This is a genomic window from Streptacidiphilus sp. PAMC 29251 (genome assembly GCF_054208735.2).
In genome coordinates this window covers 3,755,084-3,779,599 of the sequence record NZ_CM135725.2, presented here as the reverse complement: position 1 = coordinate 3,779,599, position 24,516 = coordinate 3,755,084, and the positions used below count along the sequence as shown (strand labels likewise).

Annotated in this window: 18 protein-coding genes, 1 tRNA gene and 3 pseudogenes; 9 read left to right on the top strand and 13 right to left on the bottom strand. The window is 72.2% G+C overall.

The genetic code is table 11. The annotated features are described in order from the left end of the window. Window positions 1-144: 144 nt before the first annotated feature. Window positions 145-1,668 (bottom strand): GH1 family beta-glucosidase, encoded by a 1,524-nt coding sequence (locus ACXKR8_RS17680; RefSeq protein WP_458273866.1) that lies wholly within the window; start codon window positions 1,666-1,668, stop codon window positions 145-147. Window positions 1,669-2,057: 389 nt separating this feature from the next. On the opposite strand from ACXKR8_RS17680, the pseudogene ACXKR8_RS17675 reads away from it, so the two are divergent. Both ACXKR8_RS17675 and ACXKR8_RS17670 read left to right on the top strand, forming a co-directional pair. Then, a pseudogene (locus ACXKR8_RS17675) lies at window positions 2,058-3,100 on the top strand (LacI family DNA-binding transcriptional regulator). 173 nt (window positions 3,101-3,273) lie between these two features. Further along, window positions 3,274-4,248, top strand: a complete 975-nt coding sequence (locus tag ACXKR8_RS17670) for a slipin family protein (RefSeq protein ID WP_458273864.1) — start codon at window positions 3,274-3,276, stop codon at window positions 4,246-4,248. Between the two features lie 77 nt (window positions 4,249-4,325). Here the strand turns inward: ACXKR8_RS17670 and ACXKR8_RS17665 are convergent, their stop codons facing one another. From ACXKR8_RS17665 to ACXKR8_RS17655, 3 genes are read right to left on the bottom strand one after another with little or no spacing between them, the layout of a single operon-like run. After that, window positions 4,326-4,526 (bottom strand): hypothetical protein, encoded by a 201-nt coding sequence (locus ACXKR8_RS17665; RefSeq protein ID WP_458273863.1) that lies wholly within the window; start codon window positions 4,524-4,526, stop codon window positions 4,326-4,328. Continuing rightward, window positions 4,523-4,711: a hypothetical protein gene (locus ACXKR8_RS17660; protein ID WP_458273862.1), complete on the bottom strand. Its 189-nt coding sequence runs from the start codon at window positions 4,709-4,711 to the stop codon at window positions 4,523-4,525. The genes ACXKR8_RS17665 and ACXKR8_RS17660 overlap by 4 nt, the downstream gene beginning before the upstream one ends. Beyond that, window positions 4,708-4,968, bottom strand: coding sequence for a hypothetical protein (locus ACXKR8_RS17655; RefSeq protein ID WP_458273861.1), 261 nt, complete (start codon window positions 4,966-4,968; stop codon window positions 4,708-4,710). Before ACXKR8_RS17655 ends, ACXKR8_RS17660 begins: the two co-directional genes overlap by 4 nt. A 144-nt stretch (window positions 4,969-5,112) precedes the next feature. Here ACXKR8_RS17655 and ACXKR8_RS17650 point away from each other — a divergent pair, with 144 nt between their 5' ends. Next, window positions 5,113-5,868, top strand: a complete 756-nt coding sequence (locus ACXKR8_RS17650) for a GntR family transcriptional regulator (protein WP_458273860.1) — start codon at window positions 5,113-5,115, stop codon at window positions 5,866-5,868. A 121-nt stretch (window positions 5,869-5,989) separates the two neighbouring features. Here the strand turns inward: ACXKR8_RS17650 and ACXKR8_RS17645 are convergent. The 3 genes from ACXKR8_RS17645 to ACXKR8_RS17635 form a co-directional block, all read right to left on the bottom strand. Continuing rightward, window positions 5,990-6,065: transfer RNA gene (locus ACXKR8_RS17645), tRNA-His, on the bottom strand. Between the two features lie 168 nt (window positions 6,066-6,233). Continuing rightward, entirely contained in the window at window positions 6,234-6,836 is a 603-nt protein-coding gene (orn, locus tag ACXKR8_RS17640; protein WP_458273859.1) for an oligoribonuclease, read from the bottom strand. Window positions 6,837-7,038: 202 nt separating this feature from the next. Continuing rightward, window positions 7,039-8,457 carry a GlxA family transcriptional regulator gene (locus ACXKR8_RS17635; RefSeq protein WP_458273858.1) on the bottom strand — a complete coding sequence of 473 codons (1,419 nt, stop codon included), beginning with the start codon at window positions 8,455-8,457 and terminating at the stop codon, window positions 7,039-7,041. Window positions 8,458-9,116: 659 nt separating this feature from the next. Between ACXKR8_RS17635 and ACXKR8_RS17630 the strand changes: the two genes are divergently transcribed. Next, window positions 9,117-9,995: a GNAT family N-acetyltransferase gene (locus ACXKR8_RS17630; protein ID WP_458273857.1), complete on the top strand. Its 879-nt coding sequence runs from the start codon at window positions 9,117-9,119 to the stop codon at window positions 9,993-9,995. On the opposite strand, the gene ACXKR8_RS17625 is transcribed toward ACXKR8_RS17630, so the two are convergent. Continuing rightward, on the bottom strand, window positions 9,968-10,732 hold the full coding sequence (locus tag ACXKR8_RS17625; protein ID WP_458273856.1) for an HAD family hydrolase: 765 nt from the start codon (window positions 10,730-10,732) through the stop codon (window positions 9,968-9,970). The two genes, ACXKR8_RS17630 and ACXKR8_RS17625, sit on opposite strands and share 28 nt — an antisense overlap. Window positions 10,733-11,268: 536 nt before the next feature. Between ACXKR8_RS17625 and ACXKR8_RS17620 the strand changes: the two are divergent. After that, window positions 11,269-11,706 (top strand): annotated as a pseudogene (locus ACXKR8_RS17620) (universal stress protein); the annotation flags it as partial. A gap of 76 nt (window positions 11,707-11,782) precedes the next feature. Here ACXKR8_RS17620 and ACXKR8_RS17615 read toward each other — a convergent pair. Genes ACXKR8_RS17615 through ACXKR8_RS17600 form a run of 4 tightly spaced genes read right to left on the bottom strand, consistent with a single transcriptional unit; the run spans window position 11,783 to window position 17,795 of the window. Further along, window positions 11,783-12,970: an acyl-CoA dehydrogenase family protein gene (locus ACXKR8_RS17615; RefSeq protein ID WP_458273855.1), complete on the bottom strand. Its 1,188-nt coding sequence runs from the start codon at window positions 12,968-12,970 to the stop codon at window positions 11,783-11,785. 14 nt (window positions 12,971-12,984) lie between these two features. Beyond that, entirely contained in the window at window positions 12,985-13,980 is a 996-nt protein-coding gene (locus ACXKR8_RS17610; RefSeq protein WP_458273854.1) for a hydroxymethylglutaryl-CoA lyase, read from the bottom strand. Then, window positions 13,980-16,148 carry an acetyl/propionyl/methylcrotonyl-CoA carboxylase subunit alpha gene (locus tag ACXKR8_RS17605; protein ID WP_458273853.1) on the bottom strand — a complete coding sequence of 723 codons (2,169 nt, stop codon included), beginning with the start codon at window positions 16,146-16,148 and terminating at the stop codon, window positions 13,980-13,982. Before ACXKR8_RS17605 ends, ACXKR8_RS17610 begins: the two co-directional genes overlap by 1 nt. A 15-nt stretch (window positions 16,149-16,163) precedes the next feature. Further along, window positions 16,164-17,795 carry a carboxyl transferase domain-containing protein gene (locus ACXKR8_RS17600; protein WP_458273852.1) on the bottom strand — a complete coding sequence of 544 codons (1,632 nt, stop codon included), beginning with the start codon at window positions 17,793-17,795 and terminating at the stop codon, window positions 16,164-16,166. Window positions 17,796-17,883: 88 nt separating this feature from the next. On the opposite strand from ACXKR8_RS17600, the gene ACXKR8_RS17595 reads away from it, so the two are divergent. The 4 genes and pseudogenes from ACXKR8_RS17595 (at window position 17,884) to ACXKR8_RS17580 (ending at window position 23,794) form a co-directional block, all read left to right on the top strand. Further along, window positions 17,884-18,468 carry an SACE_7040 family transcriptional regulator gene (locus tag ACXKR8_RS17595; protein WP_458273851.1) on the top strand — a complete coding sequence of 195 codons (585 nt, stop codon included), beginning with the start codon at window positions 17,884-17,886 and terminating at the stop codon, window positions 18,466-18,468. Window positions 18,469-18,706: 238 nt separating this feature from the next. Beyond that, the gene (locus ACXKR8_RS17590; protein ID WP_462100686.1) at window positions 18,707-19,108 is read left to right on the top strand and encodes a PPOX class F420-dependent oxidoreductase; all 402 of its coding nucleotides are present in this window, start codon (window positions 18,707-18,709) and stop codon (window positions 19,106-19,108) included. Between the two features lie 61 nt (window positions 19,109-19,169). Further along, window positions 19,170-23,124: pseudogene (locus tag ACXKR8_RS17585) on the top strand (ABC transporter ATP-binding protein). A 94-nt stretch (window positions 23,125-23,218) separates the two neighbouring features. Next, window positions 23,219-23,794 (top strand): DUF6461 domain-containing protein, encoded by a 576-nt coding sequence (locus ACXKR8_RS17580; RefSeq protein ID WP_458273849.1) that lies wholly within the window; start codon window positions 23,219-23,221, stop codon window positions 23,792-23,794. Here ACXKR8_RS17580 and ACXKR8_RS17575 read toward each other — a convergent pair. Further along, window positions 23,785-24,381, bottom strand: a complete 597-nt coding sequence (locus ACXKR8_RS17575) for an HD domain-containing protein (RefSeq protein ID WP_458273848.1) — start codon at window positions 24,379-24,381, stop codon at window positions 23,785-23,787. The genes ACXKR8_RS17580 and ACXKR8_RS17575 overlap by 10 nt on opposite strands. Window positions 24,382-24,516: the final 135 nt, after the last annotated feature.

Genomic DNA, 24,516 nt, shown 5'->3' with positions numbered 1-24,516 from the left:
GCCGACGTGTCGCTCCATCAGGAGGAACGACCGCCGCCACGCTCCGTTACGACGCTCGCCGCAGGAACGTCCTTTCGTGTGGGCGACGCGGACCACCGGGGAGGCAGCATGGCCCACCGCGCCGCCCACACGGCCCGGTCGGGGTCAGGGGGCCGACCGGGAGACCGCGTTGCGCCGGATCGTGTCCGCGTACCAGTGCGCGCTGGACTTGGGGATGCGGCGCTGGGTCGGGTAGTCGACGTAGACCGCGCCGAAGCGCTTGCCGTAGCCGTACGCCCACTCGAAGTTGTCCATCAGCGACCAGAGGAAGTAGCCGCGCACGTCCACGCCCTCGGCGATCGCGGCGTGCACCGCCGCGAGATGGGAGCTGAGGTAGGCGATCCGCTCCGGATCCCGCACCTCTCCCTCGGGGTTGACGTAGTCGTCGAAGGCCGCGCCGTTCTCGGTGATCATCAGCGGCAGCCGCGGGTGCTCCGCGGCGATCCTGGTGAGCAGCTCGTGCAGCCCGGAGGGGTCGATGCTCCAGTTCATCGCGGTGAGTTCGCCCGGCGGCTGGTGGAAGAGCACGCTCTCCGCGCCCGGCCAGGGCGAGTGGTCGCTGCGGCCGTGGGCGTCGCTGCGGGCGTTGTCCGGGCTCACTGCGCCGGTTCCGGCCGAGACCAGGGTGGGCGCGTAGTAGTTGACGCCGAGCAGGTCGATCGGGGCGGAGATGGCGGCCAGGTCGCCGGGGTGCACCAGCTCGTCCCAGTCGACCAGGTGCGCGGTGTCCTCGCGCAGGTCGGCCGGGTACTCCCGGTCCAGGATCGGGCCGAGGAAGACCCGGTTGCCGACCGCGTCGATCCGGCGGGCGGCGTCCGCATCGGCGGCGCTGCCGGTCAGCGGGCGGATCTGGTGCAGATTGAGGGTGATCGAGAGCTGGGGGTCGGCGGCGGCCGGGAGGACGGCCCGGAGCGCGGCGACGGCGCGGCCGTGGCCCAGGTTGAGGTGGTGCGCGGCCTGGAGCGCGTGCGCGGGGTCGGTGCGCCCCGGCGCGTGCACCCCGGAGCCGTAGCCCAGATACGCGCTGCACCAGGGCTCGTTGAGGGTGGTCCAGTAGCGGACCCGGTCGCCCAGCGCCTCGCCCATCAGCGCGGCGTACTCGCCGAAGCGCTCGGCCGTGTCGCGCGCGGGCCAGCCGCCGGCGTCCTCCAACTCCTGCGGCAGGTCCCAGTGGTAGAGGGTGGCGACCGGGGTGATCCCGGCGCCGAGCAGTTCGTCGGTAAGCCTGCGGTAGAAGTCCAGACCGCGTTCGACGGCCGGGCCGCGACCGGTGGGCTGCACCCGGGACCAGGAGACCGAGAAGCGGTACGCCTTCAGTCCGAGGCCCGCCATCAGCGCGACGTCCTCGCGGTAGCGGTGGTAGTGGTCGGCGGCGGTGTCGCCGGTGTCGCCGTTGCGGACCCGGCCCGGGGTGTGGCTGTAGGTGTCCCAGATGGAAGGGGTCCGGCCGTCCTCGGCCGCCGCTCCCTCGATCTGGTAGGAGGCGGTCGCGGCGCCCCAGAGGAAGCCGGTGGGGAAGCGGAGGAGTCCGTCGTCGGCGGGGGACGACTGCACATGGGGCTCGACCAGGGGTTCGGCCCGGGTATCGGCCCGGCGGGCGGCTGCGGCGAGCGGCTGTACTGCGGTCATACGGGAGCGCTCCCAAGGGTAGGTGCGGTTCACGGGACGGGCGGCGGCGCACGGTGCCGGCGTTCGGCCCCGGGGTGGGGCGGGTGTCGGTCGTGCTGGTGTCACCTGGGGAGAGCTGCCGCCAGGATGGTGCAACAACCTGGGAGCGCTCCCAATCCCTGACGCCATGGTCGTGCCTCGCCAGGAGGGTGTCAAGGCGTCCCCCTGGGCAGGATGTTCCACGCGGGCATGTCCCGGCCGGGGCTGGTGATCGACTCCGGTTGCGCCTAGGATGGGAGCGCTCCCATGAAGATCCGGTGCAGGTCAGCGGATTCCTCGCGTGGGAACGGCTAGGGTCTCTCTGACCCTGGGGTGCGACACCCACGGAGTGGAATTCAGGAGGACGTGCGATGGCCCATGTCGGTGCGAGGCCTGCGCGACGGGGATCGGCCCGTCCCACCCTGGAGGCCGTGGCGCAGCTCGCCGGGGTCGGCCGGGGCACGGTGTCCCGCGTGGTCAACGGTGCGCCCGGGGTCAGCGACCAGGCCAGGAGCGTGGTCGAACGCGCCATCGCCGAGCTCGGCTACGTCCCCAACCGGGCCGCCAGGACCCTGGTCACCAGCCGGACCGACGCGGTGGCCCTGGTCATCCCGGAGACCGAGACCCGGCTCGCGTCCGAGCCCTTCTTCGCCGAGATCATCCGGGGGTCGCCAGCGAGCTCTCCGACACCGACATGCAGCTGCTGCTGATCCTGATCCGCACCGCCCAGGAGCGCGAGCGCTTCGCCGCCTACCTCAGCGGCCACCGGGTGGACGGGGTGATGCTGGTGTCGGTGCACTCCGAGGACCCGCTGGTCGAGCTGCTGGAACGGACCGGCCTGCCCGCGGTCCTCGGCGGCCGCCGCTCCGAACTCGAGTCGCTCAGCTACGTCAACCCCGACAACACCGGCGGCGCCTGGGCCGCGGTCCGGCACCTGGCCGGCCTCGGCCGCACCAGGATCGCCACCGTGACCGGGCCGTTGGACATGGAGGGCGCGCGCAGCCGCTTGGAGGGCTACCGCAAGGGCCTGGCCGAGGCGGGGCTGCCCTACAGCGACGACCTGGTCGGCCGGGGCGACTTCAGCGAGGAGTCCGGCGCCCTGGCGATGCGGCTCCTGCTGCTGCAGTGCCCGGACCTGGACGCGGTGTTCGCCGCCTCCGACCTGATGGCCCTGGGCGCCATGCGGGTGCTGCGGGAGCAGGGCCGGCGGATCCCCGAGGACGTTGCCCTGGTCGGCTTCGACGACTCCCCGCTGGCCCGGCACACCGACCCGCCGATGACCACGGTCCGGCAGTCCAGCGAGGAGATGGGCCGGGCGATGGCCCGGCTGCTGCTGGAGGAGATCGCGACGCCGGGCCGGACCCACCGGCAGGTCATCCTGACCACCGAGCTGATCCGGCGCGAGTCGGCCTGAGCCGGGCCGAGTCGCGCTGACCCGAACCGTGCTGAGCCGTGCTGAGCCGCCTGCCGGGGCTTGGGGATCACTGCTCCCGCCGGGCTGTTCCGGCCGGGCTGCTCGGCGAGTAGCGTGGAAAGCGGCTGCGGACCGCGGCCTGGTTTCCTTCGCTGGACCGGGGTGACGACGAGATGATCGTGGTGGATGTCGTGCTGGGCGTGCTGGGGGCCGGTGCGCTGTGGCTGGCCACCGGGGTCCGCGTGGTGCAGCAGATCGAGCGCGGGGTGGTGTTCCGCTTCGGCAAGGTGCGCCGCGGGGTCAAGCAGCCCGGACTCACCCTGCTGATCCCGGTCGCGGACCGGCTGCGCAAGGTGAACGTACAGATCATCACCATGCCGGTGCCCGCGCAGGAGGGCATCACCCGGGACAACGTCACCGTCCGGGTGGACGCGGTGGTCTACTTCCGGGTCGAGGACCCGGTGCTGGCCACGGTCAATGTGCAGAACTACACCTTTGCGATGTCGCAGGTCGCGCAGACCTCGCTGCGCTCGATCATCGGCAAGAGCGAGCTGGACGAGCTGCTCACCAACCGGGAGCCGCTGAACCAGGGTCTGGAGCTGATGATCGACAGCCCGGCGGCCGGCTGGGGCATCCACATCGACCGGGTGGAGATCAAGGACGTCGCGCTGCCGGAGTCGATGAAGCGCTCGATGTCCCGGCAGGCCGAGGCCGAGCGCGAGCGGCGGGCCCGGATCATCACCGCGGACGGTGAGTTCCAGGCGTCGCGCAAACTCTCCGACGCGGCGGCGATCATGAGCGCCACCCCGGCCGCGCTGCAACTGCGCCTGCTGCAGACCGTGGTCGAGGTGGCCGCCGAGAAGAACTCCACACTGGTGCTGCCGTTCCCGGTGGAACTGCTGCGCTTCCTGGACGGCGCGACCCCGGAGTCCTCCAAGTCGCCGCCGCTGGTGTCCGCGGTCGCCGCCGCGGCGGCGCTGGCCGCGAAGCACGAGGCGGAGGCGGCGGAACTGGCCGCGGGCGGCATCCCCCCGGTCCCGGAGATCCCGGAGACGGACGTCGCCGCGCTGGAGCTGGAACTCGGCGGCGGGACACCGCCGGTGGCGGAGTCCAACGGCGTCAAGCCGGAGGAGTCCAAGCCGGAGTAGCAGGCCGGGGCGGGGCAGTCGGCCGAGCCGGGGGAGTCCGGGCCGGAGGAGTCCAAGCCCGAGTAGGCCGAGCCCGGCTACGCCGGATAGCGGCGGGGGTCGGTGGCGCTGGGGGTGCGTCGGGTCGGGCGGAGGTCGCAGGGTTGGCAGCGGACCACCGTGCCGCCGGCTCCGGCGTCGCAGTGGATCTCGGCGATGATCCGCGCCTCCGCCGACCACTTCCCGCAGCGGTGGCAGTAGCCCGCGGCGTTGCCGGTGGGCGGCTCGATGTCCTTCACGAGGCACTCCCGTCGGCGTGGCAGGCGCATCCGCAGGGCACGGCTATCCAGCCGAGCACCGGGTGCTGGTAGCCGGGGGCCTGGCAGGACGGGCAGCCGTGCCGGAATTCCGGATCGGTCCGGCCCACGCTGCACTCGGGGGTGAGGTAGCCGCGGGGCGCCTCCCCCGGCGGAACTGTGGTCATGGCAGGTTCCTCCTGTCACGGAGTTCGACCCAGATCGTCTGCGAGTCGTCCTCGGCGCGGTCGTGCCCGTATATGTCCGTGGGCGGGAGCGCGGCGAGGGCGGCCAGCACGGTCTGTCGTGCCACCTCGGAGAGCTCGGTGGGAATCGATACGGTGATCCGGGTGTGGGAGGGTTGCTCGTCGGTTCGGGCCTGGTGGCCCGTGGCTGCTGAGAGCCGGGCGGCCACATCGATCGCCCGTGCGGTTCGTGAGCCCACTGCTCTCCCCTAGTACGCGCGTGATCACGTATAGTATTCCTGATGCATCAGCTTGGACCTAATGGATTAGGTTGTCAATGTCCGGTGAAGTCCACCGCTCCCACGCGCGCCCCCGGCGCACGTGCGGGCACCACGGAGAGCCGTATGCCACGAGAGGCCCCGTACCTCCAGGTAGCTGACGACCTGCGCACCCGCATCCAGTCCGGCGAGTGGGCCGTCGGGGACAAGCTGCCCGGTCGCAGCATCCTCGCCGAGCACTACGAGGTCGGCGCCAATGTGATCCAACGTGCGACCGAGCGACTGATCATCGAGGGCGTGCTCGAGGGACGGGCCGGCTCCGGCACCTTCGTCCGCTCGCCGCGCGACCGGCTGCGGATGGTCCGCTCCCGTCCCCGCGAGCACCGCAGCGGCCCCTTCCGCGCGGATATGCGCGAGCAGGGGCGCACCGGCACCTGGGAGTCGCACACGGTCGTGCGCGTGCCCGCGCCGAAGCAGATCGCGGTGCGCCTCGGCATCACCGAGGGGGATCTGTGCGTCCGTACCCAGTACGAGTTCTTCGCTGATCGCATGCCGGTTCAACTCTCCGAATCCTGGGAGCCCATGGCCGTCACCGACGGCAGCCCGATCCTGTTGCCCGAGTCGGGTCCGCTGGCGGGCCGGGGCGTCGTCGAGCGGATGCGCTCCATCGGCGTCTCCGTCACCAACGCGATAGAGGTGCCCCGGCCCTCACGCGCGACCCAGGAGCAGGCGAACCTGCTCGGCATCTCCGTCGGCGAACTGCTGACCATCATCGAGCGCACCTACTACGACACCGACGGCCGCCCGCTGGAGACCGCCGACGTCGTCATCCCCGACGTGCGCTGGGAGATCGCCTACGAGATCACCATCGACCAGGGCTGACGGTCCGTCCGTCGCGACTGCGGGGCCCGCCGTACCTGCCGCGTGGGCCGCGTCTGCCGCGGACAGGGTGGGACACCAGAAGGCCCCTTGACCTTTTCACAGGTCAAGGGGCCCTTCTGGATGGGGTGAGTAACGGGACTTGAACCCGCGACACCCGGGATCACAACCCGGTGCTCTGCCAGCTGAGCTATACCCACCATCCGTCTCGCGCTTGTCGCGCTGACGGAGGTAACTCTACAGGATCGGGAAGGGTGCTCACGACCGGTTTGCGGGTTCCGGCGGGAGCGTCGCGGGCGCGCCGCGGAGCCGCTTCGGACGGGCTCCGGACGGGCTCCGGACGGGCTCCGGACGGGCTCCTGAGCAGCTCAGGCCGGGGGCAGCTGGTGCCGCGCGGCCACCGCCCGGGCGGTGTCGGTGTCCGGGCCCGGCTGCGGAACGAACACGGCCTCGCGGTAGAACCTCAACTCCGCGATGCTCTCCCTGATGTCGGCGAGGGCACGGTGGTTGCCCGCCTTCTTGGGGCTGTTGTAGTAGGCCCGGGGGTACCAGCGGCGGGCCAGCTCCTTGATCGAGGAGACGTCCACGATCCGGTAGTGCAGGTGGGTCTCCAGCGCGGGCATGTCGCGGGCCAGGAAGCCGCGGTCGGTGCCGACCGAGTTCCCGCACAGCGGCGCCTTGCCGGCCTCCGGCACGTGCTCGCGGATGTAGGCCAGCACCTGGGCCTCGGCCTCGGCGAGGGTGGCTCCCTGCTCCAGCTCCTCCAGCAGCCCGGACGAGGTGTGCATGGCCCGCACGATGTCCGGCATGCCGGCGACCGCCTCGGCCGGGGGACGTACGACGATGTCGACGCCCTCGCCCAGGATGTTGAGCTCGGAGTCGGTGACCAGAGCGGCGACCTCGACCAGTGCGTCGGTCTCGAGGCTGAGCCCTGTCATCTCGCAGTCGATCCAGACCATGCGATCGTTCACGTGCTTCACCGTCCTGGGTGGATGTGCGCGGAGCGGGACCGGGCGGCCCCGCTGGGTCGATCATCTGTCGGATCCCTGTGAAAGCAAACCCGGCACGACCCGGCGGGGCGCATTCCCGACTGCCCGACCCGACTGCCCGACCCGGTTGCACGGCCCGGTTGCGCGGCCTCCCCGGCCCTTCCGACGGTGTCCCCCCGGCCGACTACTCCGTCGCGTGGCGCTGGGCGGCCGCCCAGGCGGCGTCCGGATGCCCGCGGGCGGACAGGCCGCCCGGGGGAGCCGGATGGCGGTTGCCGCCGCGCGGTTCGGCGGGTCCCTCGCGTCGGCCGCGGGCCCCGCCCTCGGCCCGGCCGTCCTCCGCGGCGGCGTGGTCCGCGGAGTCGGGACGGCCGCCGCCCTGCCGGTTGCGCTCCTGGGGACGGGCCGGCCGCGCCGGGGCGCCCCGGCCGTCGGGGGAGCCGGGCTGGGCCGGCACGGCTCCGGGCGGCAGGCAGCCTGCGAGCTGGCCGAAGCCGTCGTCGACCGCACCGGGCGGGGTCGGCGGCAGCCCGGGGGAGGGGACGCCGCCGGTGCCGGCCGGGACCGGGCGCCGGGACCGGAAGGTGGTCCGGTAGACCGCGGGCGATACGCCGAGCTGGCGGCGGAAGTGCCCGCGCAGCGCCACCGGTGAGCGGAAGCCGCAGCGGCGGGCGACCTCGTCCACCGAAGCCTCGGTGGTCTCCAGCAGCCGCTGCGCCTGCAGCACCCGCTGCGAGATCAGCCACTGCAGCGGCGCGCTGCCGGTGAGCGAGCGGAACCTCCGGTCGAAGGTGCGTCTGCTCATGTAGGCGCGGGCGGCCAGGGCCTCCACGTCGAACTGCTTGGAGAGGTTGTCCAGGGCCCAGGTCACGACCTCGGCGAGCGGGTCGTTGCCGATCTCCTCAGGTAAAGCCCGGTCGATGTACTGGGCCTGTCCTCCGGTGCGGCGGGCCGGGACGACCAGTCGGCGGGCCAGCGCGGCGGCTGCCTCGGCGCCGTGGTCGGTGCGCACCACATGCAGGCAGAGGTCGATCCCGGCGGCGGTTCCCGCGCTGGTCAGGACGTCGCCGTCGTCGATGAACAGCTCCCGCGGGTCGACCTGGACCTGCGGGTAGCGCTTGGCCAGGGTAGGCGCGTACATCCAGTGCGTGGTGGCCGGGCGGCCGTCCAGCAGCCCGGCGGCGGCCAGGACGAAGGCCCCGGTGCACAGGCCGATGATCCGCGCGCCCTCGTGGTGCGCCTTGCGCAGGGCGGCCAGCGCTTCGGGGGGCGGGAGTTGGGCGGCGGAGCGCCAGGCGGGGACGACCACGGTGCCGGCCCGGGCGAGTGCCTCCAGGCCGAAGGGGGCGGTCATGGTCAGGCCGCCGGTGGTGGCCAGCGGCCCTTCCTCGCCTGCGCACACCAGCAGTCGGTAGCGGGGGACTCCGGCGTCCTGCCGGTCGACGCCGAACACCGAGAGCGGGATGGAGCTCTCGAAGATCGGCGCGCCGCTGAACAGCAGCACGGCGACGATCTCGGGGCGCCGCCGTCCCGAGAGTTTGCGCGCCGGGACGGGGAGCGACGGCTCTCCGGCGGCGGAACCCGGGGTGCCTGGACCCCCCACGCCGCTCGGACCCCCGTCGCCCGCCCCGGCGGCTGTTGCGGCGTTCCTGCTGACCCTGCTCAAGGCGCTCCGGCCCCCCTCGGTCGTGTGCGCCACCGGCGCGACCTGTACCCCGACCGGGCAGCCCGGTCGACCTCCGGGACTGCCGATCGCACGGTCGCCGCCTGCGGCGTCATGCTGCTGCTTCGGTCCTGCGCTGCACTTCGAGGCCCCCGCTCTCGCCAAGATCGAATCTACTGTGTTCAGCCTTGCTGGTGCGACAAGTTCATCATTCGACGCTATGTCGATAAGGCAATTTGGCGTGAAGCATTCGATCACCGAGGGTGGCATCCGACGGGCTGTCGGGGAAGGGGGCGTGTCAGGTGCTGGCCAGTTGTCGCATGGTCGTCCGTTCGATCCGGGAGAGTCCGCTGCTCAGCGCCCGGCGCTGGGCTGCGGTTATGGCCAATCGTGTGAAGACTCCATGAAGTTGACCGAAAAGCAGCTATGGGGAGCACAGCAGGGTGCATGGAGGCACGGGGGGCGCGCACGGGGCGCATGAACCGGCACAGTGGGGGGAAATAAGTGGCGCGAGGGACTGGATCGCCTTGCGTTCGTCCTCAACTGCCGATGAGCGGGTGTCAGTTGTCGGCCGTAGCAGGCCGGGTAGGGTCAGTCGGATGGACCGCAGGAGTGGCCTCGAACTGGCCAATGACAACGCCGCGACGCACTGGCTGGCGATGGCCGGCGCCCAGGGCTGGGAGCACCGCACGGCGGACGGCTACACGGCGGTCCGCTGCGAGGGCGACCCCGGTGACAGCCACCGGGTGGTGCTCACCCGGCGTCCGGCCGACCCGGGAGCGCTGACCCGGGAGTTGCTCTCGCTGTTCCGCGACTGGGAGACCGGAAGTCTCTGCCTGGAGGACCCCTACGGTGTGCTCGACCTGTCCGGGCACGGCTGCGAACGGGCGCTGGCGATGGCGGTCATGGTCCGGCCGCCGGGTGCTCCGGCGGCCGCGGCCGCCGCGGCGGTGACCGGCCGAGCCTTCGGCTCCGACCCGGCCCCGAACCCCGGCCTGGAGCCGTACCCGAACCCGGAGCCGTACCCGAACCCGGAGCCGTACCCGAACCCGGAGCCGGTGGAGGTGGGGGAGGCGTTGGCCGAGGACCAGCTCGCCGAGTTGGAGCGGGTGGTGGTCGAGGGCTTCCCGATGCCGGGGCGGATGCCGCTGCGCCGGGGGCGGATGTTCCCCGCGGCGCTGGGCGCGGTGCGGGGACGCCGCTCCTGGCTGGCGCGGCGCCGGGGTGAGGCGGCCGGTGCCTGCGTCAGCTGGGACGACGGAACGGCGGTCGGCCTGTACTGGGTCGCGGTGCTGGAGCAGCACCGCTCGCACGGTGTCGCCAGGGCGCTGCTGGAGGCGGCGCTCAGGGCCCACCCGGAGCGGCCGGGGACGCTGACGGCGACCCTGCTCGGTGAGCCCCTCTACCGCAAGCTGGGCTTCGTCGAGCAGGCGGTGACCACCTGGTGGCGCTACCCGGGGACGACCTCGCGTACGTAGGGATACGGGTGGTGGCGGTCCGGCCGGTGCCGGGACGGATGGTGGCGCGGGTCATCCGGGCCGTTCTGGCCGTCCGGGCCGGCGATGACCGCGGCCACGGCCTCGGGCAGGCTCGCCGCGCTGCGGGTGGGGCGGTAGCCGGTCTCCGGCCAGGCCCGGCCGTGGGCCAGCCAGATGCTGCGGATCCCGGCCACCGTGGCCCCGGCGATGTCGGCGGGGGCGTGGTCGCCGACCATCCAGGCCTCGGCGGTCCAGTCCGTTCCGGTGTCGATCCCGCAGCGGAAGGCGGCCATGGTGAAGATCCGCGGGTCGGGCTTGGCGCAGTCGGCCTCCTCCGAGATGATCCAGCCGTCCACCAGCTCGGCCAGGCCGGTGCTTTCGATCTTGGCCAGCTGCTGGTCGGTGGCGCCGTTGGAGACGATGCCGAGGGTCCAGCCGGCCGCGCGGGCGGCCCGTAGCGCGTCATGGTGGGCCGGCGGGCAGTGGATCAGCGCGGTGACGGTGGTCCGGTACTCCTCGAGCATGGCCTCCATCCGTTCGGACAGCCCGTAGCGGTCCGTCGCCGCACGCAGCAGGACCCGCCGGTCGACGTAGCCCCCGCAGTCAAGCACGGTGAACCAGTCGAGGTCGCCAGGAGGCAGTGAGCGGTCCACCAGGAACCGCTCGGCCCAGCCCTGGAATGCCTTGTTCCGGTTGACCAGGGTGTTGTCGAGGTCGAAAAGCAGCAAGGGCGACATAAGCCGCATCGTCCCAGGGTTTTGGCATATGCACGAGGCATATGACGAGGTCTGACCGAAAACCGGTTGCGCGACCGACCCGCCCGGTGCTGCGGGCACCGTTGCACATGCGCGGCTCCTCAGGCATGCTCCATGCACGCCCGGAGCACTGCGCGAATGCGCGGGAGCGCTGCGGCGGCGTGAGCGCTCCGGCGTACGCGCCCGCCGTTAGCGGTAACCCCCGCGATCCAAGCGCTGTGTGTATGGGCTGAAACAGATTGTCGCCGTACCCTGAAGGGAAGAGGTCGTACTCGTCACCACTCGGCTCGTTCCGTTCGCTGCCCAGGTGGTGGCACATGATCCCCGCCCCCTTATCCCACCTCGCCGAAACGACCATAGCCATGGCTGGTTATGAGCTCCCCGAGCCCACCGAGGGCAACCCCGCGGCCCGCCCCACCGAGCCGCCGGTGAAGCGTCCCGGGCTGCCCAAGTCCCGCTCCGAGTCCCCGACGGGATCCCCATCGTCCATGCCCGGTTTCGAGTTGCAGTCGCAGACGGTCCGCCCCTGTGACCCCGCCTTCCTCCATGGTGTCGTCGTCGGTTTCGACGGCTCGGTCTCCAGCGAGCGCGCGCTGGCCTACGCCGTCGGCATGGCCCGCCGCTCGCGGGTCGGTCTGGTGATCGTGCATGTGGCCAACCGGCTGCCGGCCACGGTGTGGGCCGGCTGCGAGCCTCCTGTGTTCGTGGACGTGCCGGACCACCGCACCGAGGTCCTCGGCCTGGAGCTGGCGTGTTCCGACTTCCTGGGCGACGTCCCCTGGGTGCTGGTGGAGCGCGGCGGGGACATCTGCCACGAGCTGGAGGAGGTCGCCAGGGAGTACGCGGCCGACGCCATCGTGGTCGGCGGCACCCATGGGTTCCTCGGGCGTCTCTTCGGCTCGGTGGCCGGCCGGCTGGCCCGCAGGGCCAACCGACCGGTCGTGGTGATTCCTTAGGGGCTCTCGGCCTCAGGGGCTCTCGGCCTCAGGGGTTCTCGGCCTCAAGGGTTCTCGGCCTCGGCGCGGCGCGCCGCTACGGGCGGCTGTCGCTCATGCCCAGCTCACGGGCGATCAGCATGCGCTGCACCTCGGACGTTCCCTCGCCGATCTCAAGGATCTTGCTGTCGCGCCAGAACCGGGCGACCGGGTACTCGTTCATGAAGCCGTAACCGCCGTGGATCTGGGTGGCCTCGCGGGCATTGGTGACCGCGGCTTCGGAGGAGTGGAGTTTGGCGATCGCGGCCTGCTTCTTGAAGCGCTCGCCGTGCACCAGCAGGGAGGCGGCGTGGTACCAGGCCAGCCGTGAGGTGTGGGCGCGCATCTCCATGTCGGCGATCTTGAACTGGATGGACTGGTTGGCGCCGATGGGCCTGCCGAAAGCCCGCCGCTGGGCGGCGTAGCTGAGTGACTCGTCGACACAGCCCTGGGCCAGGCCGGTGGCCAGGGCAGCGATCGCGATACGGCCTTCGTCGAGGATCCGGAGGAACTGGGCGTAGCCACGGCCTGCCTCACCGAGGAGGTTGGCGGCCGGGACGCGGCAGTCGGCGAAGGAGAGCTCCCGGGTGTCCGAGGCGTTCCAGCCGACTTTGGAGTACTTCTTCGATGCCGAGAACCCGGGTGTTCCGGTCGGCACGATGATGGTGGAGATTTCCCGCCGCGGCGAGCCCTGCTCGTCCGTTTCCCCCGAAAGAGTGAGCGCGGCGACCGTGACCAGGCCGGTGATCTCGGTGCCGGCGTTGGTGATGAAGCACTTGGAGCCGTTGATGACCCACTCGTCGGTGTCCGCGTCGTAGCGGGCCGTGGTCCTGGTCGCCCCGGCGTCGGAACCGCCCTCGGGCTCGGTCAGTCCGAAGGCGCCGAGCAGTTCGCCCGAGCACAGCCGGGGCAGCCAGGTGCGCTTCTGCTCCTCGGTGCCGTAGCGGTGGATCGGCATCGCGCCCAGCGAGACCGCGGCCTCCAGGGTGATCGCCACCGAGGAGTCGACCCGGGCGATCTCCTCCAGCACCAGGCACAGCGCCAGGTAGTCGCCGCCCATGCCCCCGTACTCCTCGGGGAAGGGCAGGCCGAACAGCCCCATCCGGCCCATCTCGCGGATGATCTCGTAGGGGAACTCCTCGTGCTCGTAGTACTCACCGATCTTGGGGGCGATGACGTCGTGAGCGAACTCGGCGACAGTGCGCCGCAGTTCCTCGTGTTCCGGGGCGAGGCGGTGGTCGAGCATGCGAACTCTCTCCTTCAGCCGGTGAGGGCGCGGACGGTGCGGGAGGGGCTGGGACGGCCCAGCTGGGCGGCCAGCCAGCCGCTGGTGGCGGCGAGGGCGGTGAGGTCGACGCCGGTGCCGATGCCCAGGCCGTGCAGCATCCAGACCAGGTCCTCGGTGGCCAGGTTGCCGGTGGCGCTCTTGGCGTACGGGCAGCCGCCGAGACCGCCGGCCGAGGCGTCGACGGTGCTGACGCCGCGCTGGAGCGCGGCCAGGGTGTTGGCCAGGGCCTGGCCGTAGGTGTCGTGGAAGTGCACGGCGAGCCGCTCGGGCCCGACCCCCGCGGCGGCGAAGGCGTCCAGCAGCGCGACCACCTGGCCCGGGGTGCCGGTGCCGATGGTGTCGCCGAGGCTCAGCTCGGCGCAGCCCAGCTCCAGCAGCGCCCGGCCCACCGCGACCACCTGGGCGACCGGGACCGGGCCCTCCCAGGGGTCGCCGAAGCACATCGACAGATAGCCCCGGACCGGCGCCCCGGCCTCGGTCGCGCGCCGGACCACCGGCGCGAACATCTCCAGCGACTCGTCCACGCCCCGGTTGAGGTTGCGCCGGGCGAAGCTCTCGGTGGCGCTGGCGAAGACCGCGACATCGGCCGCGCCGAGGGCCAGCGCCCGGTCCAGGCCGCGCTCATTGGGCACCAGCACCGGCAGCCGCAGCCCCGGATACCGCGTGCGCAGCCCGCCGACCAGCGGGAACAGCTGCTCGGCGTCCGCGAGTTGGGGCACCCAGGCCGGGTGCACGAAGCTGGCCGCCTCGATCGTCCGCAGGCCGGCCGCGGCGAGCCGGGTGATGAACTCGGCCTTGACCGCGGGGGAGAGGGTCACCGACTCGTTCTGCAGCCCGTCGCGCGGCCCGACCTCGTGGATCCGCACGCTGCTGGGCAGCCCCGGGAGCGGGGCCCGGTCGGGCAGTCCGAGCTCGGTCACGGTCGGCTCTGCCGATTCCATGGTCTCCGTCGGTTCCTGAGCGGTCATCAGGAGACCTCCTCGGTCGGGGCGGTCGGAGCGGTCGCGGCTTCAGGGGCGGTCGGGGCGGTCCCGGCGTCCGCCGCGGTCGGGGTGATCACGGCGAGCAGTTCGTCCATGGCGACCGTGCCGCCGGCGGTCACCCGCAGCTGTTCGACGGTGCCGTCGTAGGGGGCGGTGATGACGTGCTCCATCTTCATCGCCTCCAGGATCAGCAGCGGCTGGCCCTTGGCCACCAGGTCGCCCACGGCCGCCTTGACCACGGTCACCGTGCCGGGCATGGGCGCGTTGAGTGCCGCCGCGCCGGCGCCGGCCGCGCCCAGGGCCAGCTGTTCGACCGGGTCGTAGGGGTGGACCGCCCAGCTGTCGCCGCCGGTGGCCAGCCAGTGCACCGCTCTGTCAGTGGCATGGGTGAAGCTGTGGGTGACGCCGTCGACGGTGAGCCGCAGCTGCTCGCCGTCGACCACGGCGCGCGCGGTGAACGGCGCGCCCTCGCCGACCCTGACCTCGAATCGGGCCGGGTCCGCAGCAGTGGCTTCAGCGGAAGCCCCGGCCGGATCCGACGCCGCGCGGACCGCCACCGTGGTCGGCTCCCCGCCAGGGAAGCGCAGTTGGTGCCTGGTCCAGGCCGGCCGGCCGCCGGTGCGCCAGCCGGAGGGGATCGAGAACGGGTCGGTCCAGCCGTCGGCGGACTCCGCCGGGGCCAGCGCCGTCTGCCGGGCCAGCGCCGCGCCCACCAGGATCAGATCGGGAAGGGGCAGGTCAACGGCACTTCCAGCCGAATTGTCAGTGGTGGTGGCTAGGGTCAGTTCTGGGTGGCGCTCGACCAGGCCGGTGTCGAGGCGACCCGCGACCACATCAGGCTGTGAGAGCAGTCGGCGCAGGTAGCCGGCATTGGTGGTGACCCCGAGGATCCGGGTCTCGGCGAGGGCGGCGCGCAGCCTTCGCAGAGCGGTGGCCCGGTCGGGACCGTGAGCGATGATCTTCGAAAGCATGGGGTCGTAGCTGCTGCTGACAGTGATGCCCGGGGCGAGTCCGGAGTCGACCCGGATCCCTTCGCCCGCGGGCTCGCGCAGCAGCAGCACCCGGCCGCCGGTGGGCAGAAATCCCCGGGCCGGGTCCTCGGCGCAGATCCGCGCCTCGATGGCGTGGCCCTGGAACGCGACCGATTCCTGGTCGAAGGCCAGTGCCTCGCCCGAGGCGACCAGCAGTTGCTGTTCGACGAGGTCCAGCCGGGCCCCGTCGGCGGTGACGGCGAGTTCGGTGACCGGGTGCTCCACCTGGAGCCTGGTGTTCATCTCCATGAAGAAGTACGAGGAGGGATCGCTGCTGGGAACGATGAATTCGACGGTGCCCGCACCCGCGTAGTCGCAGGCCCTGGCCGCGCGTACGGCGGCCTCGCCCATGGCGGCGCGGAGTTCGGGGGTGAGCAGGACGGAGGGGGCCTCTTCGATCAGTTTCTGGTGCCGCCGCTGCAGGCTGCACTCGCGCTCGCCGAGGTGGACGGCGTTGCCGCGGGTGTCGGCCAGCAGTTGGATCTCGATGTGCCGGGGGCGGTCGATCCACCGTTCCACCAGCAGGGTGTCGTCGCCGAAGGAGGCGCGGGCCTCGCGGCGGGCGGCGGCGATCTCCTCGGGCAGCGCCGCGGCGTCCCGGACCAGGCGCATGCCCTTGCCCCCGCCGCCGGCGGAGGGCTTGAGCAGCACCGGCAGGCCGATCGCCAGCGACGCCTCCAGCAGTTGCGCGTCGTCCAGGGCGTCGCCCTCGCTGCCGGGGACCACCGGGACCCCGGCGGCCTGGACCGCCGCCTTGGCGTGGATCTTGTCGCCCATCAGCGAGATGGAGGAGGGGGAGGGACCGATGAAGACCAGGCCCGCGTCGGCGCAGGCCTGGGCGAAGCCGGCGTTCTCGGCCAGGAAGCCGTAGCCGGGGTGCACGGCCTGGGCGCCGCTGCGCCGCGCGGCGTCGATGATCCGTTCGATATGGAGGTAGCTCTCGGCCGAGGAGGAACTCAGTTCAGGACCCAGCAGCACGGCGGTGTCGGCGGCCCGGACCTGCGGGCTGTCGGCGTCGGCGCCGCTGTGCACGGCGACGGAGCGCACGCCGAGCCGCCGCAGGGTACGGATGACGCGGACCGCGATCTCGCCGCGGTTGGCGACCAGCACGCTGTCGAACATGGAGGTGACCCTTCGTCACATGCGGAAGACGCCGTAGGGGCGGGGCTCGGGCAGGGGCGCGTTGGCGCAGGCGCTGAGGGCCAGGCCGAGCACGGTGCGGGTGTCCAGCGGGTCGATGACGCCGTCGTCCCAGAGCCGGGCGGTGGCGTAGTAGGCGTTGCCCTGCTGCTCGTACTGCTCGCGGACCGGGCGGCGGAACTCCTCCTCCGCCTCGACCGGCCAGTCCTCGCCGCGCAGTTCGTACTGGTCCCGGCGGACGGTGGCGAGGACCGAGGCGGCCTGCTCGCCGCCCATGACCGAGATCTTGGCTCCGGGCCACATCCACAGGAAGCGGGGTGAGTACGCCCGGCCGCACATCGAGTAGTTGCCGGCCCCGTAGGAGCCGCCGATGACGACGGTCAGTTTGGGGACCCGGGTGCCGGCCACGGCGGTGACCATCTTGGCGCCGTTCTTGGCGATGCCCCCGGCCTCGTACTGCCGTCCGACCATGAAGCCGGAGATGTTCTGCAGGAACAGCAGCGGGATGCCGCGCTGGTCGCAGAGCTCGATGAAGTGCGCGCCCTTGAGCGCGGACTCGGAGAAGAGGATGCCGTTGTTGGCGACGATCCCGACCGGATGCCCGTGCAGCTGGGCGAAGCCGGTGACCAGGGTCGGCCCGTACTCGGGCTTGAACTCGGCGAAGCGGCTGCCGTCCACCAGCCGGGCGATCACCTCGCGCACGTCGTAGGGGGTGCGCGGGTCGGCCGGCACGGCGCCGTAGAGGGTGGCCGGGTCGACCGCGGGCGGCTCCACCGGGCGCACCGGCCAGGGGCGGGCCGTACGCGGGCCGAGCCCGGCCACGATGGTGCGCAGCATGGCCAGGGCGTGGGTGTCGTTCTCGGCCAGTTGGTCGGTGACCCCTGAGGTCCGCGAGTGCAGCTCGCCGCCGCCCAGCTCCTCGGCGGTGACCACCTCGCCGGTGGCGGCCTTCACCAGCGGCGGGCCGCCGAGGAAGATCGTCCCCTGGTTGCGGACGATCACGGCCTGGTCGCTCATGGCCGGGACGTACGCGCCGCCCGCGGTGCAGGAGCCGAGCACGGCGGCGAGCTGCGGGATGCCCGCGGCCGAGAGCCGGGCCTGGTTGAAGAAGATCCGGCCGAAGTGGTCCCGGTCCGGGAAGACCTCGTCCTGCATCGGCAGGAAGGCGCCGCCCGAGTCCACCAGGTACAGGCAGGGGAGGCGGTTCTCCTGGGCGATCTCCTGCGCCCGCAGGTGCTTCTTGACGGTCATCGGGTAGTAGGTGCCGCCCTTGACCGTGGCGTCGTTGGCGACCACCACCACCTCGCGGCCGGCCACCCGGCCGACCCCGGTGATCAGCCCGGCGGCGGGGGCGTCCCCGCCGTAGAGGCCGTCGGCGGCGAGCGGGGAGAGCTCGAGGAAGGGCGAGCCCGGGTCGAGCAGGGTGTCCACCCGGTCCCTGGGCAGCAGCTTGCCGCGGGCGGTGTGGCGCTCCCGGGCGCGCGGGCCGCCGCCCTCCGCGGCGGCGGCGAGCCGGGCGCGGAGCTCGTCCACGAGCGCGCGCTGGGCGGCGTCATTGGCCCGGAACCCGGCGGAGTGCGGATCCGCTCCGGTGTCCAGGACGGGTGCGGGTGCGGCGGCGAGCGTCATCCGGCCAGGGGCTCCTTTGCAGTTAACGAACGTTAACTTGGTGCTGGCCACGTTAACGTCCGATAACACCGCTGTCTAGGATGGCGGGATGCCGACACCGCCGAGCCCCGTCGAGAACCCGCGCCGCCAGCAGATTCGGCGCGAAGCCGCACGTCTTTTCGCCGCGCGCGGCTTCCTCGGCGTGGGCGTCGACGAGATCGGCAAGGCCGTGGGCATATCGGGCCCCGGTCTCTACCGCCACTTCGCGGGCAAGGACGCCATGCTCGCCGACCTGCTCGTCGGCATCAGCGAACGGCTGCTGGACGAGGGCCGGCGCCGGGTGGCCGAGGCGCAGGACCCCCGCGCCGCGCTGGACTCGCTACTGCGTGGACATATCGACTTCGCCCTGGACGAGAGCGCGCTGATCACCCTGCACGACCGGGAGCTGCTGCACCTGCCGGACCTCGAACGGCACCGGGTCCGCAGCCTGCAGCGGCAGTACGTGGAACTGTGGGTGGACGTCGCCCGGGACACCTTCCCCGGCCTCGGCGAGCAGGCCCGGGCCTCGGTCCACGCGGTGTTCGGCCTGCTCAACTCCACCCCGCACAGCGCCACCGCCGACCGCGGCGCGATGGCGCTGCTGCTGCACCGGCTGGCCCTGGGCGCGCTCGGCGCGGGCGCCGCCACCCCCTGACCGCGGGCCCGGCCCCAGCGGCCTAGGACCAAAGGCGGGCGCGGGCGCTGCCGCGGACCGGTGCGGCCGGGAACAGATCGGGGGAGGCTGGACGCTGAGAGATCCGGACTGTCACACCCGCAGCCGACCGGGAGGCCGAACCGTGTCAGAGCAGACCCCAGCGCAGACCCCAGCGCAGACCCCAGAGCAGAACGCGCAGCAGACGAAGACCCCGCAGCAGCAGAGCCTTGAACAGCTCATCGCGCGGGCGCACGGAGGCGCGCTGGTGGCGCTCAAGCGCGACGGGCGCCCCCAGCTTTCCAACGTCAGCCACACCTATGACCCGGCCACCGGACTGCTCCGCATCTCCACCACCGCGGACCGGGCCAAGGTCGCCAACCTGCGCCGGGACCCGCGCGCCAGCTACTACGTGACCCGCCAGGACCAGCGCGCCTACGCCGTCGCTGAGGGCACCGTCGAACTGACGCCGGTGGCCGCCGATCCCGGTGATGCGACAGTGGACGAACTGGTCGAGGTCTACCGTCAGATCCTGGGTGAGCACCCGGACTGGGACGACGAGTACCGTGCGGCCATGGTGGCCGACCGCCGACTGGTCGTCCGGCTGCAGGTCGAACGGATCTACGGCTGGGGTAGTCAGTAGTCGGCTCGCAGTGCGCAACCCAGTGGACGACTCTCCTTCTAGACAGTTAGCATCGCTAAATATGCCCCAGGCTCAAAAGCTCCCCACCAGCGACGACGCCCCGAACGGCCACCCCACCACGGATCCCGCCCCGCCCGGCTGGCTCCGTCGGCTCAGCTCCTACTGCTGGCGCTACAAGCGCAACGTGCTGCTGTCCTTCGGGGCCTCGCTGCTGGGAATGGGCGTCAGCGCGCTGGTCCCGCTGATCCCCCGTCTGATCATCGACGACGTGATCACCACCCACACCAAGCCGCTCACCCCGTGGGCGATCGCGCTGATCCTGGCCGCGGTCGCGGTCTTCGTGGCGACCCTGGTCCGCCGCTTCTGGGGCGGCAAGCTCGCCCTGGACGTGCAGCACGACCTGCGCCAGGACCTGTTCGACTCGCTCTCCCGGCTGGACGGCACCCGCCAGGACAACCTGGACACCGGACAGGTGGTCGGCCGGGCCACTTCCGACCTGCAGCTGATCCAGGGCCTGCTGTCGATGCTGCCGATGATGACCGGCAACCTGCTGCTGTTCCTGCTGTCCATCGTGGTGATGCTGTTCCTGTCGCCGCTGCTCACCCTGATCGCCATCGCGATGGCCCCGGCGCTGTGGTGGTTCGCCCAGCTCAGCCGGAAGAAGCTGTTTCCGGCGACCTGGACCGCCCAGCAGGAGGCGGGCGCCGTGGCCGGCGCCGTCGACGGCGCGGTGTCCGGCGTCCGCGTGGTCAAGGGCTTCGGCCAGGAGGAGCAGGAGCTGGGACGGCTGGAGCGAGCCGGCCGGCGGCTGTTCGCGATGCGGCTGCGCAGCATCAAGCTCAGCGCCCGCTACAGCCCGGCGATGCAGGCCATCCCCGCGCTCGGGCAGGTCGCGGTGCTGGCCCTGGGCGGCTGGCTGGCGGTCAGGGGCGAGGTCACCCTGGGCACCTTTGTCGCCTTCTCGACCTATGTCGCACAGATGACCGGCCCGGTGCGGATGCTCACCATGCTGCTCACCATGGGTCAGCAGGCCCGTGCCAGCGTCGAGCGGGTGTTCCAGCTGATCGACCAGCGCCCGGTGGTCACCGAGCGCGAGGGCGCCACCGAGCTGGACCCGGCCGAGACCGAGCAGCGGGACGGGATTCCCGCGCTCGCCTTCGAGCAGGTCGACTTCACCTACGGCGGCACCGCCGAGCCGGTGCTCCAGGGGCTCACCCTGGCCCTCGCCCCGGGCGAGACGGTGGCGCTGGTCGGCGCCTCGGGCTCGGGCAAGTCGACGGTCGGGATGCTGGTCCCCCGCTTCTACGACGTCAATGCCGGCAGCGTCCGGATCCACGGCCATGACGTCCGGGATCTGACGATGCGTTCGCTGCGGGCCGCGATAGGCATCGTCCCCGAGGACAGCTTCCTGTTCTCCGAGTCGGTGCACACCAACATCGCCTACGGCCACCCCGACGCCGGCCGGGCCGAGGTCGAGGAGGCCGCCCGCGCGGCCCAGGCCGAGGGCTTCATCCTGGAGCTGCCGGACGGCTACGACACTGTCGTCGGCGAGCAGGGGCTGACCCTCTCCGGCGGCCAGCGGCAGCGCGTCGCCCTGGCCCGGGCCATCCTCGCCAACCCGCGGATCCTGCTGCTGGACGACGCCACCTCGGCGGTCGACGCCCGCATCGAGGCGGAGATCCACGAGGCGCTGCGCACCGTGATGACCGGCCGCACCACGCTGCTCATCGCCCACCGCCGCTCCACCCTGCAGCTCGCCGACCGGATCGCCGTGCTCGACCGGGGACGGCTGGTGGACGTGGGGACCCATGAGCAGTTGGACGCCCGATGTCCGCTCTACCGGTCGCTGCTGACCGACCCCGACGCCCTGGCCGGAGACCTCCGCACGGCCGACCCGGTGGCCGCGATCGCCGTCGGTGAGGTCGCGATCGTCGCAGGTGAGGACCGCGTCCGGCGCCCGGCGACCCCCAGCACCACTCCCGAGCTGTGGGACCGCGAGCGCTTCCCCGAGCCCGACGCCGACGCCCTGCTGCGCACCGGCGGCAAGCAGCGGGACGCGGCTGCCGGCGGCGGCCCCGGCGGCCCCGCACGCGGTGGCCCGGGCATGCACAGCGCCCTCGGCGGGATGCCCGCCACCCCGGAACTGCTGGCCCGGGTCGCCGCCCTGCCCCCGGCCGACGGCACCCCGGACATCGACCTGGACGAGGCCTGCCGCCCCGACCCGCAGTTCAACCTCGGCCGGATGCTGGCCCCCTTCCGCCGTCCGCTGCTGCTGGCCCTGCTGCTGGTCGCGCTGGACGCACTGGCCTCGCTCTCGCTGCCGATCCTGATCCGGCACGGCATCGACGAGGGCGTCACCAAGGCGGCCTCGGGGGCGGTGATTGCGGCCTCGCTCACCGCGCTGGTCGTGGTGCTGCTCGACTGGGTGGTCCAGTCGGCCGAGACCCAGGTCAGCGGACGCACCGGGGAACGGGTGCTCTACTCGCTGCGGATCCGGATCTTCGCCCATCTGCAGCGGCTCGGCCTCGACTACTACGAGCGCGAGCTCGGCGGCCGGATCATGACCAGGATGACCACCGACGTCGACGCGTTGAGCTCCTTCCTGCAGACCGGCGTGGTCACCGCGGTGGTCAGCCTGCTGACCTTCTTCGGCATCTTCGTGGTGCTGCTGGTCCTGGACGTCCAGCTGGCGCTGTACGTGTTCGCGGTGCTCCCGGTGCTGGTCGTCGCCACCCTGGTGTTCCGGAAGAAAGTCCTCCGCCACCTACCAGGTCGCCCGCGAGAAGATCAGCACGGTCAACGCGGACCTCCAGGAGAACGTCGCCGGGATGCGCATCGTCCAGGCCTTCCTGCGCGAGGACCGCAACCGGGCCCGCTTCGCCGAGCGCAGCGACGACTACCGGGTCACCCGGACCCGGGCCCAGCTCTACATCGCGATCTACTTCCCCTTCGTCCAGTTCCTGTCCAGCGTCGCCGCGGCGCTGGTGCTGATCGCGGGCGCGCACCGGGTCGGCGCGGGCACGCTGACCACCGGCGCGCTGGTGGCCTACCTGCTCTACATCGACCTGTTCTTCTCGCCGGTGCAGCAGCTCTCGCAGGTGTTCGACGGCTATCAGCAGGCGGCGGTCGGCCTCAGCCGGATCCGCGAGCTGCTGCGCACCCCCACCTCGACCCCGCAGGCAGCTGAGCCGCGGCCGGTCGGCCGGCTGCGCGGGGACGTGCACTTCGACGACGTCCACTTCGCCTACAACAGCGCGGAGGGCTCCGCGGAGCCGGTCTCGGACCGGGCCCGCAAGCCCGAGGTCCTGGCCTCCGTCAACCTGCGGATCCCGGCCGGCCAGACCGTGGCCCTGGTCGGCGAGACCGGGGCGGGGAAGTCCACCCTGGTCAAGCTGCTGGCCCGGTTCTACGACGTCACCGGGGGCGCGGTCCGGGTGGACGGAATGGATCTGCGCGAGCTGGACCTGACCGGCTACCGGCACCGGCTCGGCGTCGTCCCGCAGGAGGCGTACCTCTTCGCCGGGACGGTCCGCGACGCCATCGCCTACGGCCGTCCCGAGGCCGGCGACGCCGAGGTCGAGGCGGCGGCCCGGGCGGTCGGCGCGCACCAGATGATCGCCGGACTGAGCGGCGGCTATCTGCACCGGGTCAGCGAGCGCGGCCGGAACCTCTCCGCGGGCCAGCGCCAGCTGATCGCGCTGGCCCGGGCCGAGCTGGTCGACCCGGACATCCTGCTGCTGGACGAGGCCACCGCCGCGCTCGACCTGGCGACCGAGGCCGCGGTCAACCGCGCCGCGGACCGGCTGGCCCAGCGCGACGACGGCCGGGGCCGCCGGACGACGATCGTGATCGCGCACCGGCTCAGCACCGCCGCCCGCGCCGACCGGGTGGTCGTCCTCGACCACGGCCGGATCGTCGAGGACGGCCCGCACGAGGAGCTGCTCGCCTTGGACGGCCCCTACGCCCGCCTCTGGCGTGCCTTCGCCGGCGAGGAGGAGCCCGCGGCGGTGCGGTAGGTTCCCACGGATCGAGGGACGACGGACGAGGGGCAGTAGGGGCAGTAGGGGCAGCGGTATGCGATGGCTGGCGGATGCGCCGTGGTACTTCAGCGTGACGTTTGTGCGGGGCATCACCGCCAGGGAGCTGGGGGTTCGGCTGGGCGCGGACCCGGCTGTGGCGCCGGTGTGGGCGACCGCGGCCGAGATCGAGGGCCTGCTTGTCGACTCCAACGTCGGGATCGCGCAGCTGGGGGTGGCGAAGGGCTGGGCCTTCGCGGCCGAGTACGGCGAGTCCCGGGGCAACCGGAACAGTGTGCTGGCCGAACTCTCCCGGGGCGGTGGCGACGCGGTGAACCTCGATCCGCAGGTCAGCCACCCGCCGTCGATGTTCTCCTGGGCGTCCGACGGGGAGTTGGCCTGCTCCTTCGGGCTCACCGAGGAGGGCCGGCGCTGTGGCAAGTGCCCCGATCTGTTGAACCCTGCGCTGGAGAGCGCCGGCGTCCTCTGGCCGGACGGCTCGGTACTGGAGGTGGGGGCCGCTCGGCGGACCCAGCGGGTGGCGCTGGTCATGGGGGTGATCGAGCGGCACTTCGGGATCTCGCTGCCCCGGGGGCTGCTGGCGGAGGAACTGCCCACGGTGGCAGTGAACGGCCACCCGGATCTGCGGGCGCTCCGACCTCAGCCGTAGACCGGGAAGGACGCCTGGAACGCCAGGCGCTGGTCGGCCCCGTCGCCGATGCGGGTGAGGACTTCGTCGAGCGCGAGGAACTCCTCCCAGGCCGCCCGGCCGGTCGCTTCGGCCATCCGGGCCACGACGAGATCCTCCAGGTCGGGAACGCGCTTGTTCTTCCAGATCTTGTCGGCGAGGCTCACCAGGAGGTCCTCCACGCCGACGCGCGGCTCCGTCCAGGACGCATGGGTCGCGGCGAAGCGGGCCAGCTCCGGGTTGACGCCTTGGCCGAGCAGAAGCGTCCGCCCGGCCTCTTCATGCGCCGACCCGGGCCCGGAGAGCTCAGCGAGGTGCAGCGTCTTTCCCACGTCGTGCGTCGCCGCCCCGAAGAGCACTGCCGCACGGTCGAAGCGCACGGCGGGGTGGCTCTGCTCCACCCAGTCGACCAACTGGTGTGCGACGTCATGGACGGCCCGCAGGTGAGCCGCCAGTCGTGGCGGACTTTGCAGCCGCGACAGCAGGTCCGCGACATCATCCGGCAGCGGGAGCAGCGGTGGGTCGCCGGTGCTCCCGCTCATGGCCCGTGACAGGAGGGTGTTGGTCATCACCGGGTCAGGGTACTGACCGCAGGCGGTGCGTTCAGGGCGCGTTCCGATGCGGATTTTGGGCTTCCGGTTTCGGATCCGCATCGGCGCAGCCACAGCCTCGCAACGGAGTGTTTCGGCAGGTCAAAGCCTCTT

Coding starts and splice junctions, on each gene's coding strand:
- ACXKR8_RS17680 (WP_458273866.1), bottom strand. CDS start 1,668: ATGACCGCAGTACAGCCGCTCGCCGCAGCCGCCCGCCGGGCCGATACC.
- ACXKR8_RS17670 (WP_458273864.1), top strand. CDS start 3,274: ATGATCGTGGTGGATGTCGTGCTGGGCGTGCTGGGGGCCGGTGCGCTG.
- ACXKR8_RS17660 (WP_458273862.1), bottom strand. CDS start 4,711: ATGACCACAGTTCCGCCGGGGGAGGCGCCCCGCGGCTACCTCACCCCC.
- ACXKR8_RS17650 (WP_458273860.1), top strand. CDS start 5,113: ATGCCACGAGAGGCCCCGTACCTCCAGGTAGCTGACGACCTGCGCACC.
- ACXKR8_RS17630 (WP_458273857.1), top strand. CDS start 9,117: ATGGACCGCAGGAGTGGCCTCGAACTGGCCAATGACAACGCCGCGACG.
- ACXKR8_RS17625 (WP_458273856.1), bottom strand. CDS start 10,732: ATGTCGCCCTTGCTGCTTTTCGACCTCGACAACACCCTGGTCAACCGG.
- ACXKR8_RS17615 (WP_458273855.1), bottom strand. CDS start 12,970: ATGCTCGACCACCGCCTCGCCCCGGAACACGAGGAACTGCGGCGCACT.
- ACXKR8_RS17610 (WP_458273854.1), bottom strand. CDS start 13,980: ATGACCGCTCAGGAACCGACGGAGACCATGGAATCGGCAGAGCCGACC.
- ACXKR8_RS17605 (WP_458273853.1), bottom strand. CDS start 16,148: ATGTTCGACAGCGTGCTGGTCGCCAACCGCGGCGAGATCGCGGTCCGC.
- ACXKR8_RS17600 (WP_458273852.1), bottom strand. CDS start 17,795: ATGACGCTCGCCGCCGCACCCGCACCCGTCCTGGACACCGGAGCGGAT.
- ACXKR8_RS17595 (WP_458273851.1), top strand. CDS start 17,884: ATGCCGACACCGCCGAGCCCCGTCGAGAACCCGCGCCGCCAGCAGATT.
- ACXKR8_RS17575 (WP_458273848.1), bottom strand. CDS start 24,381: ATGACCAACACCCTCCTGTCACGGGCCATGAGCGGGAGCACCGGCGAC.